We start from the raw sequence: 15301 nt of genomic DNA on the forward strand, positions 1-15301 counted from the left end.
CCCCGGCTTGCCCCGCCGCGCCGCGGCGGCTAAGCCTTGTCCACCATGCCCGTGCCCCTCGCGCAGCTTCTGGACGCGTCCCCTTATCTCAGGGAATTGAACCAGCGGCACGGCGCCTGGCTGGCCGCCGCTTTGGCCGACCCCGATCTTGCCCTGCGGCAGAGCCTCGATGCCCTCGGCCCCGCCGCGGCGGACGCCGGCACGGATGAAGCGGCGATCGGCGACGCCCTGCGCCGCGCCAAGGGCCGCATCGCGCTCCTCGCGGCGGCGGCGGAGACCGGCGGCCTCTGGACGACGGCGCAATCGACCGCGGCGCTGTCCGACCTCGCCGACGCGGCGCTCGACGCCGGCCTCGCCGTGCTGCTGCAGCGCGCCATCGACAAGGGCGACCTGGTCGCGACCACCCCCGCCACCTGCGGCCTCGCCATCTTCGCGCTCGGCAAGCATGGCGGGCGCGAGCTCAATTATTCCTCCGACATCGATATCGTCGCCTTCTTCGACCGCGACGCCGGCGTGCTGGCCGACCCCGAAGACGCCACCAAGATCTATTCGCGCATCGTGCAGCGGCTGGCGGCGCTGCTGCAGGACCGTGTCGGCAACGATTACGTGTTCCGCACCGATCTCAGGCTGCGCCCCGATCCGGGCTCGACCCCGGTCGCCATCTCCACCGACGCCGCCTTCGCCTACTACGAGAGCCGCGGCCAGAACTGGGAGCGCGCCGCCTGGATCAAGGCGCGGCCCTGCGCCGGCGACAAGCGGGCAGGGGAGGCCTTCCTGGCCGAGCTCGCCCCCTATGTCTGGCGCAAGCATCTCGACTTCGCCACCATCGCCGACATCCAGGCGATGAAGCGCCAGATCAACATCTCGAAGAATGTCGGCGAGGCGCGGGTCGAGGGCCACAACGTCAAGCTCGGGCGCGGCGGCATCCGCGAGATCGAGTTCTTCGCCCAGACCCAGCAGCTGATCGCCGGCGGCCGCGACCGCAGCTTGCGCGTGCGGCCGACGGCCGAGGCGCTGGCGGCGCTGGCGCGCGAGGGCTGGATCGGCGACAGGGCGGCGACCGAGCTCACCGCCGCCTACTGGTTCCTGCGCGCGGTCGAGAACCGGCTGCAGATGCTGCGCGACGAGCAGACCCATGTGATGCCCGACACCGCCGAGGGCGTCGCCGTCATCGGCCGGCTGATGGGCTATGCCGACCGCGCGCGCTTCGAGGCCGACTACCGCGCCGCGCTGGCTACCGTGCAGGGCTATTATGCCGAGCTCTTCACCGAGGGCGAAACGCTGGGCGCCGCCGGCGGCGATCTGGTGTTCACCGGCAGCGACGACGATCCGGCGACGCTCGAGACGCTGACCGGAATGGGATTCCAGGATGCCGCGTCGGTGTCGGCGACCATCCGCAAATGGCACTATGGCGGCTATCGCGCCACCGCCGTCGCCGCCGCGCGCGCCCATCTCACCGAGCTGCTGCCGGCGCTGCTGACCACCATCAGCAAGGCCGGCAATGCCGATCTCGCCTTCCGGCGCTTCGACAACTTCCTGTCGCGCCTGCCTTCGGGCGTGCAGTTCTTCGCCCTGCTGCGCAACCACGAGGAGCTGCGCACGCTGCTGGTGCAGCTTCTCGCCTCGGCGCCGCGCATGGCCGACGCGGTGATCCACCGCGCCCATGTCATGGATTCGCTGATCGATCCGGCCTTCTCCGACATCGTCGGCCGCCGTCCGGCGCTGATCGCCAAGGTCGAGAGCTTTCTGGGCGATGCCCGCGACTACCAGGAGGTGATCGACCGCGCCCGCATCATCGGCCAGGAGCAGCAATTCCTGATCGCGGCCGGGCTGCTCGCCGGCACGCTGTCGGCGCGGCAGGCGGGCGAGCAGTTCACCGCCCTGGCCGAGACGCTGCTGCAGCGCCTGTTCGCGGCGGTGCGCGTCGAGTTCGAAAAGCGCCACGGCGTGGTGCCGGGGGCGTCGGTGGCGCTGCTGGCCTTCGGCAAGATGGCGAGCCGCGAGATGACGGTGTCGTCCGACCTCGATTTCATCCTGCTCTACGAGGTCGAGGGCGACGCCGAGGACTCGGCGGGCGAGCGGCCGCTGCCGACCACGCAGTATTTCGCCCGCCTGACGCAGCGGCTCGTCGCGGCGGTGACGGCGCCGACCTCGGAGGGCGTGCTGTACCACGCCGACATGCGGCTGAGGCCCTCCGGCAATGCCGGCCCGCTCGCCACCAGCCTCGCGGCCTTCCAGCGCTACCAGGCCGGGGAGGCCTGGACCTGGGAGCATCTGGCGCTGACCCGGGCGCGCGTCATCATCGGCGACGGGACTCTGCCGGGCCGCGTCGACGCCGTGATCGCGGCGGTGCTGTCGCAGCCGGCCGATGCCGGCAAGATCGTCGACGACGTGCTCGCCATGCGGGCGCTGATGGCCAAGGAGCGGCCGCCGCGCCACCCGTTCGACCTGAAGCTGGTCAATGGCGGTCTGGTCGATCTCGAATTCATCGCGCAATCGGCGCAATTGCTGCGGCGCAGCGACATCGCCCGGCCGCAGGCGCCCACCGGCGAGGTGCTGGCGCGGCTCGGCGAGCTCGGCCTCGTGCCCGAGGGCGAGCGGCTGGCGCTGATCCACGGTACCTATTCCACCGTGCTGCAGGTGATGAGCGCGGCGCTGGTCGATCCGTTCAACAATGACGGCTGGACCGATGCCTTCCGCGACCTCCTGGCGCAGCTCGCCAACGCCCCCAATTTCGCGCGGCTGACGGAAGATCTGGCGGCGATGCAGGCGGAGGTGTCGGCGGCGGCGAGCGCGTGGTACGCGAAGGCGCGGAGCTTCTAGCCGCTGGATTTGTGCTCGCCGCCCCCACCCCCAACCCCTCCCCGCAGGGGGGAGGGGAGCGATAGAACCGCGTTCTCAGGCGCCTCAGTCAGGCGCCCCTCCCTCTTGCGGGGAGAGGACGGGGGTGGGGGCCACCATGCACCCAATGTGCGTTCCTGCTCTCCTAGGCCGCCACGTCTCGTGCATCCTCGTGGTGCAGCAGCGGCAGCGACACCGCCACCGTGGTGCCGAGGCCGGGGCGGCTGTCGATGGCGAGCCGGCCGCCGCTGAGCTCGGCGATGGTGCGGGCGATGGCGAGACCGAGGCCGGCGCCCTCGCGGTCGCGCGTCAGCGCCGCGTCGCCATAGGCGAAGGGCTGCGACAGCGACGACAGCCGTTCCGGCGACATGCCGATGCCGGTATCGGAGATTTCGAGCACCACGCCGTCGCTCGCCGCATGCGCCGCGATGGTGACGCGGCCGCCGGCCGGGGTGAACTGGATCGCGTTGTCGACGATGTTGCCGAGCATGCGCTCGAGCGAGAAGCGGTCGCCGGCCAGCACCGCGCCGGTCGGCGCCCCGAGGCCGAGCGCGATGCCCTTGCGCTGCGCCCGCGGCGCGTGCCGTTTCGCAGCGGCGGCGAGCAGCTCGTCCACCGGCAGCTCCTCCTCGCGCAGCACCCGCTGCCCGCCCTCGAGCTCGGCGAAATCGAGGATCGAGGCGAAAAAGCTCAGCAGCCGTTCGCCCGACATGCGGATGGAATCGACATAGGTCGCATAGTGCTCGTCGCCCAGCGGCCCATAGGTCTCGTGCCGCATCAGCTCGGCAAAGCCGATGATGTGGTTGAGCGGCGTGCGGATGTCGTGGCTGAGATGGGCGAGGAAATTGGTCTTGGAGCGGCTGGCGGCTTCGGCGCGCAGCTTTTCCTCGTGATAGCGCCGGGCGAGCACGCGCTGTTCCTCGCGGATCGACACCAGCAGATCCTCGGTGGCGCGCCGTTCGGTGACGTCGGTCAGCAGCGTTACGAAGCCGCCACCGGCCAGCGGCCGTTCGTCGACCACGAGGCACGAGCCGTCCTCGCGATGCAGCTCGAGGATGCGGCTGCCGGCGTCTTCACGCACCAGGTGCAGATAGCCGCCCTGGATCAGCCGGCGGATCGAGGCCGAATAGAGTGCGCCGGGCCGCGAGTCGATCGGGTCGGCATTGAGGCGGTCGCGATATTGCTGGTTGGCGACGACGAGCCGGCCATGCTGGTTCCAGCAGGCGACGCCGAACGGAATGGTGGCGAGCAGATCGTGCAGGCTGCTGCCCTGCGACGCCGGCCGCTGCCGCCGGCGGAAGCCGAGCGCGATGACGAGGCCGGCGAGGCCATAGGCGATGGCGGCGCGCTGCGGCAGGTCGCTGCCGTCGGGCAGCGGCGCGAAGCTGAAGGCAGCCGCGATGGGACGAGGCGTTCCGGTGTCGAGCGGCCGGCCGGTCGCCAGCTCGCCGACCAGGCTCGCCCGCAGCCGCTGCGCGTCGACCACGCGGGTGGCATCGCCCAGGATGTAGAGCGTCGCTCCCAGCAGCGCCACCAGGGCCAGGGCATAGGTCAGCGGCGAGATCGAGGCGGCGAAGGCGCTGAGCAGGCCGTCCTTGCGGTCGCCGGTGGAGCGTGACTCCACTGCAACTGCCCTGACGCCGGATGCCTCCGTCGACTGCATCGAAACCCCGCCCAGATGATGGAAAATCAGGAAAACGCCACGCCCTGATTTGCAATCTGAATCAGCGGCTTGCGGCTGTCCAGAGGGGCAGCCGCGAGGCGCGCGCCGATGGCGGAAATTCGCGAGTCGGCTGAGTCACTTAGAGGCAGAAGAAAAATTCTTCTACATTAGTGTTTCATTAACCAGCGAGCGTCCGCTCCAGGATGTCGGCGGTGTTGCGGCTGAGCCCGCCGGCATCGCGCAGCGCGTTGAGCGCTGCCTCCGCCGCGGCCCGGCGCGTCGGCTCGTAGCTGCGCCACACACGGAACGCCGTCAGGGCGCGCGAGGCCACCTGCGGATTGCGCGTGTCGATGTCGGCGACGAAATTCGCCAGGAAGCGGAAGCCGGTGCCGTCGGCGCGCGCGAACTGCGCGGGGTTGCCGAGGCTGAAGGTGCCGACCAGGGCGCGCAGCCGGTTGGGGTTGTTGCGCGGGAAATTCGGGTCGGCGAGGATCGCCTCGATGCGGCTCACCACATTGTCGATCGGGGCCACCGCGTTCAGCACCAGCCATTTGTCGAACACCAGCGGGTCGGCAGTGTACATGATGCGGAAATTGCCGAGCAGCGCCTCGGCATCCGGCGTCCAGCCGGCCACCGCGGCGCCGAGCGCGGCGTAGCGGTCGGTCATGTTGGCCGCATTGTCGTACTGCTCGCGCGCCAGCCGCGGCCCGAGGCCCGAGCCGCCGACCACCAGCAGCGCCAGAGCGCCGTTCTTGAGCGCCCGCATGCCCGACTGCGCCGTATCGGTGGAGTAGGGGGCAGCGACGATATTGGCGCGATAGGCCGCATCCAGCGTGGCCTCGAGCCGGCCGACCAGTGCCTGCAGCAGGGCCAGCCGCGTCGCCCGCACCTTGTCGGGATCGACGTCGGTGCCGACGGCGCGGGCGACGATCGATTCCGATGGCAGGCCGAGGGTCAGCGCCTTGAACGCCGGATCGAGCGATGGCGAGGTGATGGTGTCGCCGAGCGCGCCGGCCAGCGCCTCGATGTCGGCGTCGGCCCAGGGCGTGCCGCCGATGGCGCCGAGCATCAGCGCCATCGCCACGTCCTGCAGCGATTGCCAGCGGTTGAACGGATCGCTGTCGTGCCGGGCGATGAACAGCCGGTCGGCCTGCGACTGGTTGGAGACCACCTTCACCGGCGCCGAGAATTCGCGGAACAGCGACGGCACCGGCTTGTTGGCGACGCCCTTGAACTCATAGGTCGCGCTGTCGCCGCTCAGCACCAGCAGGTCGCCGCGCACGTCGCCGCTGGCCGAGCTCCAGCCCATCGGCGAGCCGTTGGGGCCGATGAGCCCGAATTTCACCGGCACCACCAGCGCCTGCTTGTCGGGCTGGCCCGGCGTCGGCGCCGTGCTCTGGCTGAGGCTGAGCTTGTAGGTCTGGGAGGCGGCGTCGTAGCTGTCGCTGACCGTCACCTCCGGCGTGCCCGCCTGCAGATACCAGGTCTGGAACTGCTTGAGGTCGACGCCGTTGGCGTCCTCGAACGCCTTGATGAAGGCCTCGATGGTGGTGGCGTCGCCGTCGTGCCGGTCGAAATACAGGTCCATGCCCTTGCGGAAGCCGGCCTCGCCGAGCAGCGTCGCCAGCATGCGCACGATCTCGGCGCCCTTCTCGTACACCGTCGTCGTATAGAAGTTGTTGATCTCCTTGTAGTGGTCGGGCCGCGCCGGGTGGGCGAGGGGACCGGCATCCTCGACGAACTGCGTGGCGCGCAGCGTGCGCACGTCCTCGATGCGCTTGACCGGGCGCGAGCGCTCGTCGGAGGTGAACTCCTGGTCGCGATAGACCGTGAGCCCCTCCTTGAGGCAGAGCTGGAACCAGTCGCGGCAGGTGATGCGGTCGCCGGTCCAGTTGTGGAAGTACTCGTGCGCGATGACGCGCTCGACGTTGTAGTAGTCGTCGTCGGTGGCGGTCTCCGGCTTGGCGAACACCAGCTTGTCGTTGAAGATGTTGAGGCCCTTGTTCTCCATCGCGCCGAAGTTGAAATCGCTGACGGCGACGATGTTGAACACGTCGAGGTCGTATTCGCGGCCGAAGCGCCGCTCGTCCCATGCCATCGAGCGCTTCAGCGCGTCCATGGCGAAGCGGCACTCGTCCTCCTTGCCGTGCGTGCAATAGACGCCGAGCTTCACCTCGCGGCCGCTCATGGTGGTGAAGCTGTCGTGGATGGCGCCGAGGTCGCCCCCCACCATGGCGAAGAGATAAGCCGGCTTCGGGAACGGGTCGTCCCACACGGCATAGTGCAGCCCGCCCTCGAGCTCGCCGCTCTCCACCGGATTGCCGTTGGCCAGCAGCACCGGGGCCACCGCCTTGTCGGCGGTCATGGTGACGCGGAACGGCGCCAGCACGTCCGGGCGGTCGAGATAATAGGTGATGCGGCGAAAACCCTCGGGCTCGCATTGCGTGCACCAGGTGCCGCCCGAGCGGTAGAACCCCATCAGCCGCAGATTCTTTTCCGGCTCCAGCACCACTTCCGTCTCGAGCACGAATGGACGGTGCGGCGGCTCGCCGATGCTGAGCGTCGTCAGCGTCGTCTCATAGGCGGTGAGCGCCAGCGGCGAGCCGTCGATGGCGATCGAAGTGAGCTTCAGCTCGTCGCCGTCGAGCACCAGCGGCGTGCCGGGCGGCGTCTCCGGCCGCGGCGACAGGGTCAGCAGCGCCCGCACGCGCGACACCTCCGGCGCGATTTTTACGTCGAGCTCCACCTTGTCGACGCGATACGGCGTCGGGGCATAGTCCTTGAGGTAGATCGTGTGCTCGGTTTCGGTCCGCATCGCCGCTCCATGGAACTTGATCCGACTGTGGCCTGCCGGTGACAGGCAGATCGCCGAATCTTCTTATATTCTGTCCGGCTGGCCAACCGGCCTTTCCCTGTTTGCGCCAATTGCGGCAGCATTGGGAAGGGGCGGCAGCGCCGGCGCGCAACAAGCCCGCGGCACCCCGCCGCGTCAAGCATTTGCGTTCACGACAACGTCTGGTGAGTTTCATGCTGCGCTGGTTCGAACGCCGCCTCGATCCCTATCCGTCCGCGGAGCCGCAACAGCCGCCGGCCAGGCTGCTGCCGTTTTTCCTGTTCTACCTCAGGGGCAGCAAGCGCCTGCTGGTGCTGATGGCGATCCTCACCGCCGCCATCGCGCTCAGCGAGGTGCTGCTGTTCGGGTTCATCGGCAACATCGTCGACTGGCTGAGCGGCGCCGATCGCGCCACCTTCATCGCCACCGAAGGCTGGCGCCTGGCGCTGATGGGCGTGTTCATCGTGGTGCTGCTGCCGGCCGTCGCCGCGCTGCAGTCGCTGGTGATCAACCAGGGCATGATGGGCAACCTGCCGCAGCGGATCCGCTGGATGCTCCACCGCTACGTCCTGCGCCAGTCGATGAGCTATTTCCAGGACGAGTTCGCCGGCCGCGTCTCGACCAATCTCATGCAGACGGCGCTTGCCGTGCGCGACGCCGCCATGAAGATGTTCGACGTTCTCAACTACGTCGGCTTCTATTTCATCGGCGCCATCGCGCTGGCGGCGGCCAGCGACTGGCGGCTGGCGCTGCCGTTCGTCGCCTGGATCGTCGTTTACGGCGTGCTGCTCCGCATCTTCGTGCCGCAACTGGCCGATATCTCCGCCAAGCAGGCCGGGGCGCGCGCTTTGATGACCGGCCGCATCGTCGACGCCTACACCAACATCACCACGGTCAAGCTGTTTTCGCACTCCAACCGCGAGGAAGCCTATGCGCGCGAGGCGATGGACGAGTTCCTGCCCACCGTGCACCGGCAGATGCGGATCGCCACCATCCTCAACATGGCGATCTATCTGCTCAATTTGCTGCTGCTGGCCTCGATCTTCGCCATCGGTATCGCGCTCTGGCTCGGGGCGTCCATCACCCCGGGCGCCATCGCGGCGGCGGCGGCACTGGTGCTTCGCCTGTTCGGCATGAGCCAGTGGATCATGTGGGAGCTGTCGGCGCTGTTCGAGAACATCGGCACCGTCCGCACCGGCATGGGCGCCTTCGCCGTGCCGCGTGCCGTGGTGGACAAACCGCACGCACCGGCGCTGGCGGCGTCCGCCGGCGATATCCGCTTCGACCATGTGACCTTCCACTACGGCAAGGGGGAGGGCGTGATCGACGGGCTCGACCTGCACATCCGGCCGGGCGAGAAGGTCGGCCTCGTCGGCCGCTCCGGCGCCGGCAAGTCGACCATCGTCAACCTGCTGCTGCGCTTCTACGATCCCGAGGGCGGTCGCATCCTGATCGACGGCACCGACATCGCCACGGTGACGCAGGATTCGCTGCGCGCCAATATCGGCGTCGTCACGCAGGACACCTCGCTGCTGCACCGGTCGGTGCGCGACAACATCGCCTATGGCCGTCCCGACGCGACCGAGGCGGAGATCGTCGCCGCCGCCAGGCTCGCCGAGGCGCACGAGTTCATCGTTGGCCTGCGCGACCTCAAGGGCAACACCGGCTACGACGCCCATGTCGGCGAGCGCGGCGTGAAGCTCTCCGGCGGCCAGCGCCAGCGCGTCGCCATCGCCCGCGTGCTGCTGAAGAACGCCCCGATCCTCGTGCTCGACGAGGCCACCTCGGCGCTCGACAGCGAGGTCGAGGCCGCCATCCAGGAGCAACTGCACCTGCTGATGCGCGGCAAGACCGTGATCGCCATCGCGCACCGCCTGTCGACCATCGCCGCGCTCGACCGGCTCGTGGTGCTCGACCAGGGCCGCATCGTCGAGCAGGGTACGCATGCGCAATTGCTGGAGCTGGGCGGCGAATACGCCAAGCTCTGGCAGCGCCAGTCCGGCGGCTTCCTCGAAGCCGACGCCGATGCCGTGACCGAGGAAGCGGCGGAATGACGACGCCTTTCTTCAATCCCAACTTCAACCCACAAGGAGCACACAGATGGCAAGCCTGAACGACACCCCCGATGCCGGACGTCTCGAGATCCGAGGCACCAACCGTCACGCCCTGAAGCGAAAACCGTTCACGCGAACCCGAAGCTGATCCCCGATCGCCGGGTTCTCATCGACATGAGAGCCAAATGTTCAACGCCATCATTTCCTGGTTCGACGCGCGCTATTCGCCGGTCGCGCTCGCCCAGGACCGCCAGCCCCCCATGGGCCTGGCGAAGTTCGTCGCCTATTTCGTCCGGCAGTTCCGCACCGCCTACCTGATCCGCATGGTCCTGGTGGCCGTCGGCTCGGTCGCCGACGCCACGCTGCCGATCTTCGTCGGCCTCGTGGTCGGCTTCCTCTCCGGCACCACGCCCGGCAACATGTTCACCGATCATTGGCCGACGCTGGTGCTGATGGTGGTGGTGGTCGCCGTGGTGCGGCCGGTCACCTTCATCCTCGACAGCCTCGTTCGCAACCACGCCATCGCGCCCAGCTTCGTCAATCTGGTGCGCTGGCAAAGCCACTTCCACGTCATCCGGCAGAGCTGGACGTTCTTCCAGAACGACTTTGCCGGCCGCATCGGCAACAAGGTGCTGCAATCGGGCGAGGCGCTCGAGACCGGCGTCAATTCGGCGGTCGACGCGGTATGGTACGCGGCGGTGTTCGTGATCGTCGCCATCGCCGTACTGGCGCGGATGGACCTGCTGCTGCTGCTGCCGGTCGTCGGCTGGCTGGTCTGCTACGGCATCCTCTTCACCGTCGTCATGCCGCTGATCGCGACGCGGTCGGAGGAGCTGTCGGAGGCCAAGTCGGTGCTGACCGGCCGCATGGTCGACAGCTACACCAACATCCACACGCTCAAGACCTTCTCGACCGACGACTACGAGGACCGCTACGTCGCCGACGCCGTGCTGGCCCACAACGGCAAGTTCCAGGACCTCATGCGGGTGTTCACCTACATGTGGACGATCCTGTTCGTGCTCAACGCGGCGCTGGTGGTGTCGATCACCTGGATCGCGCTGGCCGCCTGGAATGCCGGCACGCTCAACGCCGCCGCGGTGGCGACGGCGATCCCGTTCGCGCTGCAGATCATGAACATGTCGGGCTGGATCCTCGAGATCGGCTCCAACATCTTCCGGCAGCTCGGTACCGCCCGGGATTCGATGGAGACCATCGCCCAGCCGATCACCCTGGTCGACCAGCCCGCCGCCAAGCCGCTCGTGGTCGACAAGGGCGAGCTCGTCTTCGACGACGTCAGCTTCAACTACTGGCGCGGCAAGGCCGGCACGGTCATCGAGCACTTCAACCTGCGCATCGCGCCGGGCGAAAAGGTGGGACTGGTCGGACGCTCCGGCGCCGGCAAGTCGACGCTGGTCAACCTCGCCCTGCGGCTGTTCGACGTCGAAAGCGGCGAAATCCGCATCGACGGCCAGAACGTCCGCGAGGTGACGCAGGAATCCCTGCGGCGGGCCATCGGCCTCGTCAGCCAGGACACCTCGCTGCTGCACCGCTCCGTTCGCGAGAACATCAAATACGGCCGGCAGAACGCCAGCGACGACGAGATGTTCGCCGCCGCGGCGCAGGCCAAGGTGGACGAGGTCATCGCCACCCTGGTCGACCCCAAGGGCCGCACGGGCTACGATGCCCATGTCGGCGAGCGCGGGGTGAAGCTCAGCGGCGGGCAACGGCAGCGCGTGGCGATCGCCCGCGTGCTGCTGAAGAACGCCCCGATCCTGATGCTCGACGAGGCCACCTCGGCTCTCGATTCCGAGGTCGAGGCGGCCATCCAGGAGCAGTTGCAGTCGCTGATGCGCGGCAAGACGGTGATCGCCATCGCCCACCGGCTGTCGACCATCGCCGCCATGGACCGGCTGGTGGTGCTCGAGGCCGGCCGCATCGTCGAGGAGGGCACGCATGCCGAGCTGCTGGCCAGCGGCGGGCATTACGCCAAGCTCTGGGAACGCCAGTCCGGCGGCTTCCTCGACCTCGATGCCAAGGCCGCCGAATGACGCCGATCCCTCCGCCGGTGCGCCGGCGGGGGATTTTTCCGCGAGCCCATTGGCACCGCCGGCCCCGCCCGCTAAAAGGCCGCCACACGGCGCTTGCAACGATTGAACGATGACTCGTTATCGGCATGGGGCCGGTGAGGAGACGTCCTGATGGCCAGACAGGCTGTTGTCGCGCCGGCGCCGGCTTACGCCGAGATCGACCTTGCCGGCGAGTATGCGCTGACCTCGCCCGCCCACGCGGCCAAGGCGGCGATCCGGCTGCCCGGCGACGTGCACACCGCGCTGCTCGACGCCGGCCTCATCCCCGATCCGTATTTCGGCGACAACGAGCAGGCGGCGATGTGGGTGCACGCGACGCCGTGGACGGTGGAGCGCCGTTTCACCGCCAGCCGCGCCGAGATCGACGGCTACCTGACGCTGACGCTCGAGGGTGTCGACACCATCGCCACCATCCTGCTCAACGGCGAGGAGGTGGCGCGCACCCAGAACCAGTTCATCCGCTACGACATCGACGTCACCGGCAAGGTGCGGGCCGGTGCGAACACGCTGCGCATCGAGTTCGCCGTGACCCGGGACGTCGCCAAGGCCCGCGCCGACGCGCATCCGTTCCCCATCCCGTTCACGCTCAATTATCTCAGCAACGGGCTGCCCGGCGTTCACATGAACTTCGTGCGCAAGACCGCCTGCCACGCCGGCTGGGACTGGGGCATCTGCCTGATGCCCACAGGCGTCTATGGCCGCATGGCCATCCGCCGCTCCCGGCTGGCGCGGCAGGAGAGCGTGCAGGTCGAGCAGGCGCATGGCCGCACTTCGGTCGAGCTGTCGATCACCACGCGGGTCTTCGCCTTCGCTGCGGGCTCGGTGGAGCTGATGCACGAGATCGCCGGCGAAAAGCTGAGCGACAAGGTGGCGGTGCGGCCGGGCGAGAACGTCTTCGTCCACAATCTCACCGTCAGGAATCCGAAGCTGTGGTGGCCGAACGGGCAGGGCGAGCAGCATCTCTACGAGCTGTGGACCACCCTCGACGGCGAGGTGACCAAACGCAAGATCGGGCTCCGCAAGCTCGAATGGATCGTCGAAAAGGACGCCATCGACCATTCGTTCAAGGTGCGCGTCAACGGCCGCGACATCACCGCGCTGGGCGCCAACTGGATCCCCGCCGACGCCATCCCCTCGCGCATCACGCCCGAAGTGGTGCGCGACCTGCTCGAGAGCGCCCGCGCGGTCAACATGAACATGCTCCGCGTCTGGGGCGGCGGGCAGTACGAGCCGGACTATTTCTACGAGCTCTGCGACGAGCTCGGCCTGATAGTCTGGCAGGATTTCATGTTCGCCTGCATGAGCTATCCGTCGAACCGCGACTTCCTCGACGACGTGCGCACCGAGATCACCCAGCAGGTGCGCCGGCTCAGCCACCACGCCTGCATTGCGCTGTGGTGCGGCGACAACGAGGTGATCGGCTCGCTGCATTGGTACCCCGAGACCAAGGCCGATCCGGCGCGCTACATCGCCAATTACGACCGCCTGAACTCGATGCTCGGCAACATCGTCGAGGACGAGGACCCCGGCCGCCGCTTCTGGCCGTCGTCGCCGTCGCTGGGCTACCTCGATTTCTCCGACGGCTGGCACAAGGACACCCGCGGCGACACGCACTATTGGAGCGTCTGGCACGAGGCCAAGGACTTTTCCGCCTATCGCGACGTGCAGCCGCGCTTCGCCTCCGAATTCGGCTTCCAGTCCTTCACCTCGATGAACGTCATCGAGACCTTCACCAACCCCGAGGACCTTAACCCCTCCTCGCCGGTGATGGAGAGCCACCAGCGCAACACCGGCGGCAATGCGCGCATCCTCGAAACCATGACGCGCTATTTCCGCTTCCCGCGCGACTTCGGCCAGATGGTGTTTCTGAGCCAGATCCAGCAGGGCCTCGCCATCAAGACCGCCATCGAGTTCTGGCGCTCCACCAAGCCGCGCTGCATGGGCACGCTGTTCTGGCAGATCAACGACACCTATCCGGTGGCGAGCTGGTCGAGCCTCGACTATGGCGGGCAGTGGAAGCTGCTGCACTACATGGCCCGCCGCTTTTTCCTGCCGGTCAACGTCGTGGTGGTGCCGGATGGTGACCGGTTGATCCTCAAGGGCATCAACGACACCGCCGCGAAAACGTCGGTCGAGCTCGAAGTGCTGGCCGTCGACGTCGGCGGCCCCACCCGCGTGGTCTTCACCGGCAAGGGCACGATCTCCCCGGACCGGGCCACCGAGCTGGCGCGCATCGCGCTCGGCGATCTGCAGCCCACCGAGTTCCTGTTCTTCAGCTGGACCGGGGCCGACGGCCGCCTGCTCGGCGAGAACGACTATTTCCCGCGCCCCTACAAGGCCTACGACCTGCCGCCGGCCAAGGTCACGTCGCGCTGGGAACGCTCCGACGCCGGCCCGGTGCTCGTCCTCAAGGCCGACAGGCCGGCGCTGTTCGTCACCGCCACCACGGACGTGCCGGGCTATTTCTCCGACAATGCCGTGACCCTCTTGCCCGACCGCGAGACGCGGCTCGGCTTCACGCCGCGCCGAGGCGCCAAGGTGAGCCAGAAGGCGCTGGCGTCGAGCCTCGCGCTCCGGCATCTTCGCGAGACCTACTGATGGAGCGTTCCATGCTGAATTCGGAAAAGCTCGCGATCGTTCTGGTGCTGGCCGGTGCCGGCAGCCGCCTGCTGCATTTGCCGCCCAACATCGCGGCGGTCACCGGCGTCACCATCTTTGCCGGCTTCGCCATCCGCAATGTGTGGCTGGCGCTGGCCGTGCCGATCGCGGCGATGGCGCTCGCCGATGTGGCGCTCGGCTGGTATCCCGACATGGCGTTCACCTATGTCGGCATGGCGCTCGGCGTCGTTATCGCGCGTGGCCTGCTGCATCCGCTGACCACGCCGCGCCTCATCGCCACGACCTTCGCGGCGAGCCTCTCGTTTTTCCTTGTGTCCAATTTCGGTGTGTTCGTGGGCGGCTACTATGGCTACTCGCTCGAGGGATTGCTCGCCTGCTATGTCGCGGCGCTGCCCTTCTGGCAGTCGAGCCTCGTCGCCGATTTCGCCTCGACCGCCCTGGTGTTCGTCCTCTATCTCGCCCTGCAACGGGCGCTCCCCAGCGTAAAGGTGCAGGCATGAGCGGCAAGATCAAGCGCAGCGACGTCAACCGCATCATGCGGGAGTCGGACAAGTTCATCCGCTCCTTCGGCTACGTGATGCCGCCCTTCGCCTACTGGTCGCCGGCCGAGTTCAAGGCGCGCAAGGCCGAGGCGCAGATGATCGTCGACCGCAATTGCGGCTGGGACATCACCGACTACGGCCTCAACGAATTCGACAAGACCGGCCTGTTCCTGTTCACCGTGCGCAACGGCGACAACCGCGATCTGAGCAAGGGCCGCGGCATGCTCTACGCCGAAAAGGCGATGATCAGCCGCAAGGACCAGTATTCGCCGATGCACCGCCACAACCTCAAGGCCGAGGACATCATCAACCGCGGCGGCGGCACGCTGGTGATCGAGCTCTTCGGCGACACCGGCGGCAAGTGCGATCGGAGCAAGGGCGTCACCGTCTATACCGACGGCATCCGCCGCGAGCTGCCCGCCGGCCATCATCTGAAGCTTGCCCCCGGCGAGAGCGTCACGCTGATGCCGAACGAGCACTGGCACGCCTTCTGGGGCGAGGGCGGCGACGTCTTCGTCGGCGAGGTGTCGACCGTCAACGACGACAACACCGACAACGTCTTCGAGGACCCGCGGATCGCCCGTTTCGGCGGCATCGAGGAGGACGAAGAGCCCTGGCACCTGCTGGTCTCCGACTACAAGACCTGGCTCGGCTGAGCGGCG

At 68.0% G+C, this 15301-nt stretch carries 8 protein-coding genes; 6 read left to right on the forward strand and 2 right to left on the reverse strand.

Annotated features, from left to right (window positions below):
- Positions 1-45 precede the first annotated feature (45 nt).
- Positions 46-2823 carry a bifunctional [glutamine synthetase] adenylyltransferase/[glutamine synthetase]-adenylyl-L-tyrosine phosphorylase gene (locus BGO82_RS04630; RefSeq protein ID WP_291304380.1) on the forward strand — a complete coding sequence of 926 codons (2778 nt, stop codon included), beginning with the start codon at positions 46-48 and terminating at the stop codon, positions 2821-2823.
- A 163-nt stretch (positions 2824-2986) separates the two neighbouring features.
- On the opposite strand, the gene BGO82_RS04635 is transcribed toward BGO82_RS04630, so the two are convergent.
- Both BGO82_RS04635 and pepN read right to left on the reverse strand, forming a co-directional pair.
- Positions 2987-4465: a PAS domain-containing sensor histidine kinase gene (locus BGO82_RS04635; RefSeq protein ID WP_291304381.1), complete on the reverse strand. Its 1479-nt coding sequence runs from the start codon at positions 4463-4465 to the stop codon at positions 2987-2989.
- A 217-nt stretch (positions 4466-4682) separates the two neighbouring features.
- The gene (gene pepN / locus BGO82_RS04640; RefSeq protein WP_291304382.1) at positions 4683-7319 is read right to left on the reverse strand and encodes an aminopeptidase N; all 2637 of its coding nucleotides are present in this window, start codon (positions 7317-7319) and stop codon (positions 4683-4685) included.
- Positions 7320-7531: 212 nt separating this feature from the next.
- Here pepN and BGO82_RS04645 point away from each other — a divergent pair, with 212 nt between their 5' ends.
- The 5 genes from BGO82_RS04645 to BGO82_RS04665 all read left to right on the forward strand — a co-directional run bounded on the left by BGO82_RS04645 (position 7532) and on the right by BGO82_RS04665 (position 15295).
- A complete protein-coding gene (locus tag BGO82_RS04645; RefSeq protein WP_291304383.1) occupies positions 7532-9391 on the forward strand; it encodes an ABC transporter ATP-binding protein in 1860 nt (619 codons plus the stop codon).
- 185 nt (positions 9392-9576) lie between these two features.
- Positions 9577-11439: an ABC transporter ATP-binding protein gene (locus BGO82_RS04650; RefSeq protein WP_291304384.1), complete on the forward strand. Its 1863-nt coding sequence runs from the start codon at positions 9577-9579 to the stop codon at positions 11437-11439.
- 150 nt (positions 11440-11589) lie between these two features.
- Entirely contained in the window at positions 11590-14076 is a 2487-nt protein-coding gene (locus BGO82_RS04655; RefSeq protein WP_291304385.1) for a glycoside hydrolase family 2 protein, read from the forward strand.
- Between the two features lie 11 nt (positions 14077-14087).
- Positions 14088-14597, forward strand: a complete 510-nt coding sequence (locus BGO82_RS04660; protein ID WP_291304386.1) for a DUF6580 family putative transport protein — start codon at positions 14088-14090, stop codon at positions 14595-14597.
- A gap of 8 nt (positions 14598-14605) precedes the next feature.
- On the forward strand, positions 14606-15295 hold the full coding sequence (locus BGO82_RS04665) for a D-lyxose/D-mannose family sugar isomerase (protein WP_291304443.1): 690 nt from the start codon (positions 14606-14608) through the stop codon (positions 15293-15295).
- The last annotated feature ends 6 nt before the right edge of the window (positions 15296-15301 follow it).

Source organism: Devosia sp. 67-54, assembly GCF_001899075.1.
Classification (GTDB): domain Bacteria; phylum Pseudomonadota; class Alphaproteobacteria; order Rhizobiales; family Devosiaceae; genus Devosia_A.

Excerpts from the sequence above, each read along its gene's own strand:
- BGO82_RS04655 (WP_291304385.1), top strand. The coding sequence starts at position 11,590 with ATGGCCAGACAGGCTGTTGTCGCGCCGGCGCCGGCTTACGCCGAGATC.
- BGO82_RS04650 (WP_291304384.1), top strand. The coding sequence starts at position 9,577 with ATGTTCAACGCCATCATTTCCTGGTTCGACGCGCGCTATTCGCCGGTC.
- BGO82_RS04630 (WP_291304380.1), top strand. The coding sequence starts at position 46 with ATGCCCGTGCCCCTCGCGCAGCTTCTGGACGCGTCCCCTTATCTCAGG.
- BGO82_RS04645 (WP_291304383.1), top strand. The coding sequence starts at position 7,532 with ATGCTGCGCTGGTTCGAACGCCGCCTCGATCCCTATCCGTCCGCGGAG.
- pepN (WP_291304382.1), bottom strand. The coding sequence starts at position 7,319 with ATGCGGACCGAAACCGAGCACACGATCTACCTCAAGGACTATGCCCCG.
- BGO82_RS04660 (WP_291304386.1), top strand. The coding sequence starts at position 14,088 with ATGCTGAATTCGGAAAAGCTCGCGATCGTTCTGGTGCTGGCCGGTGCC.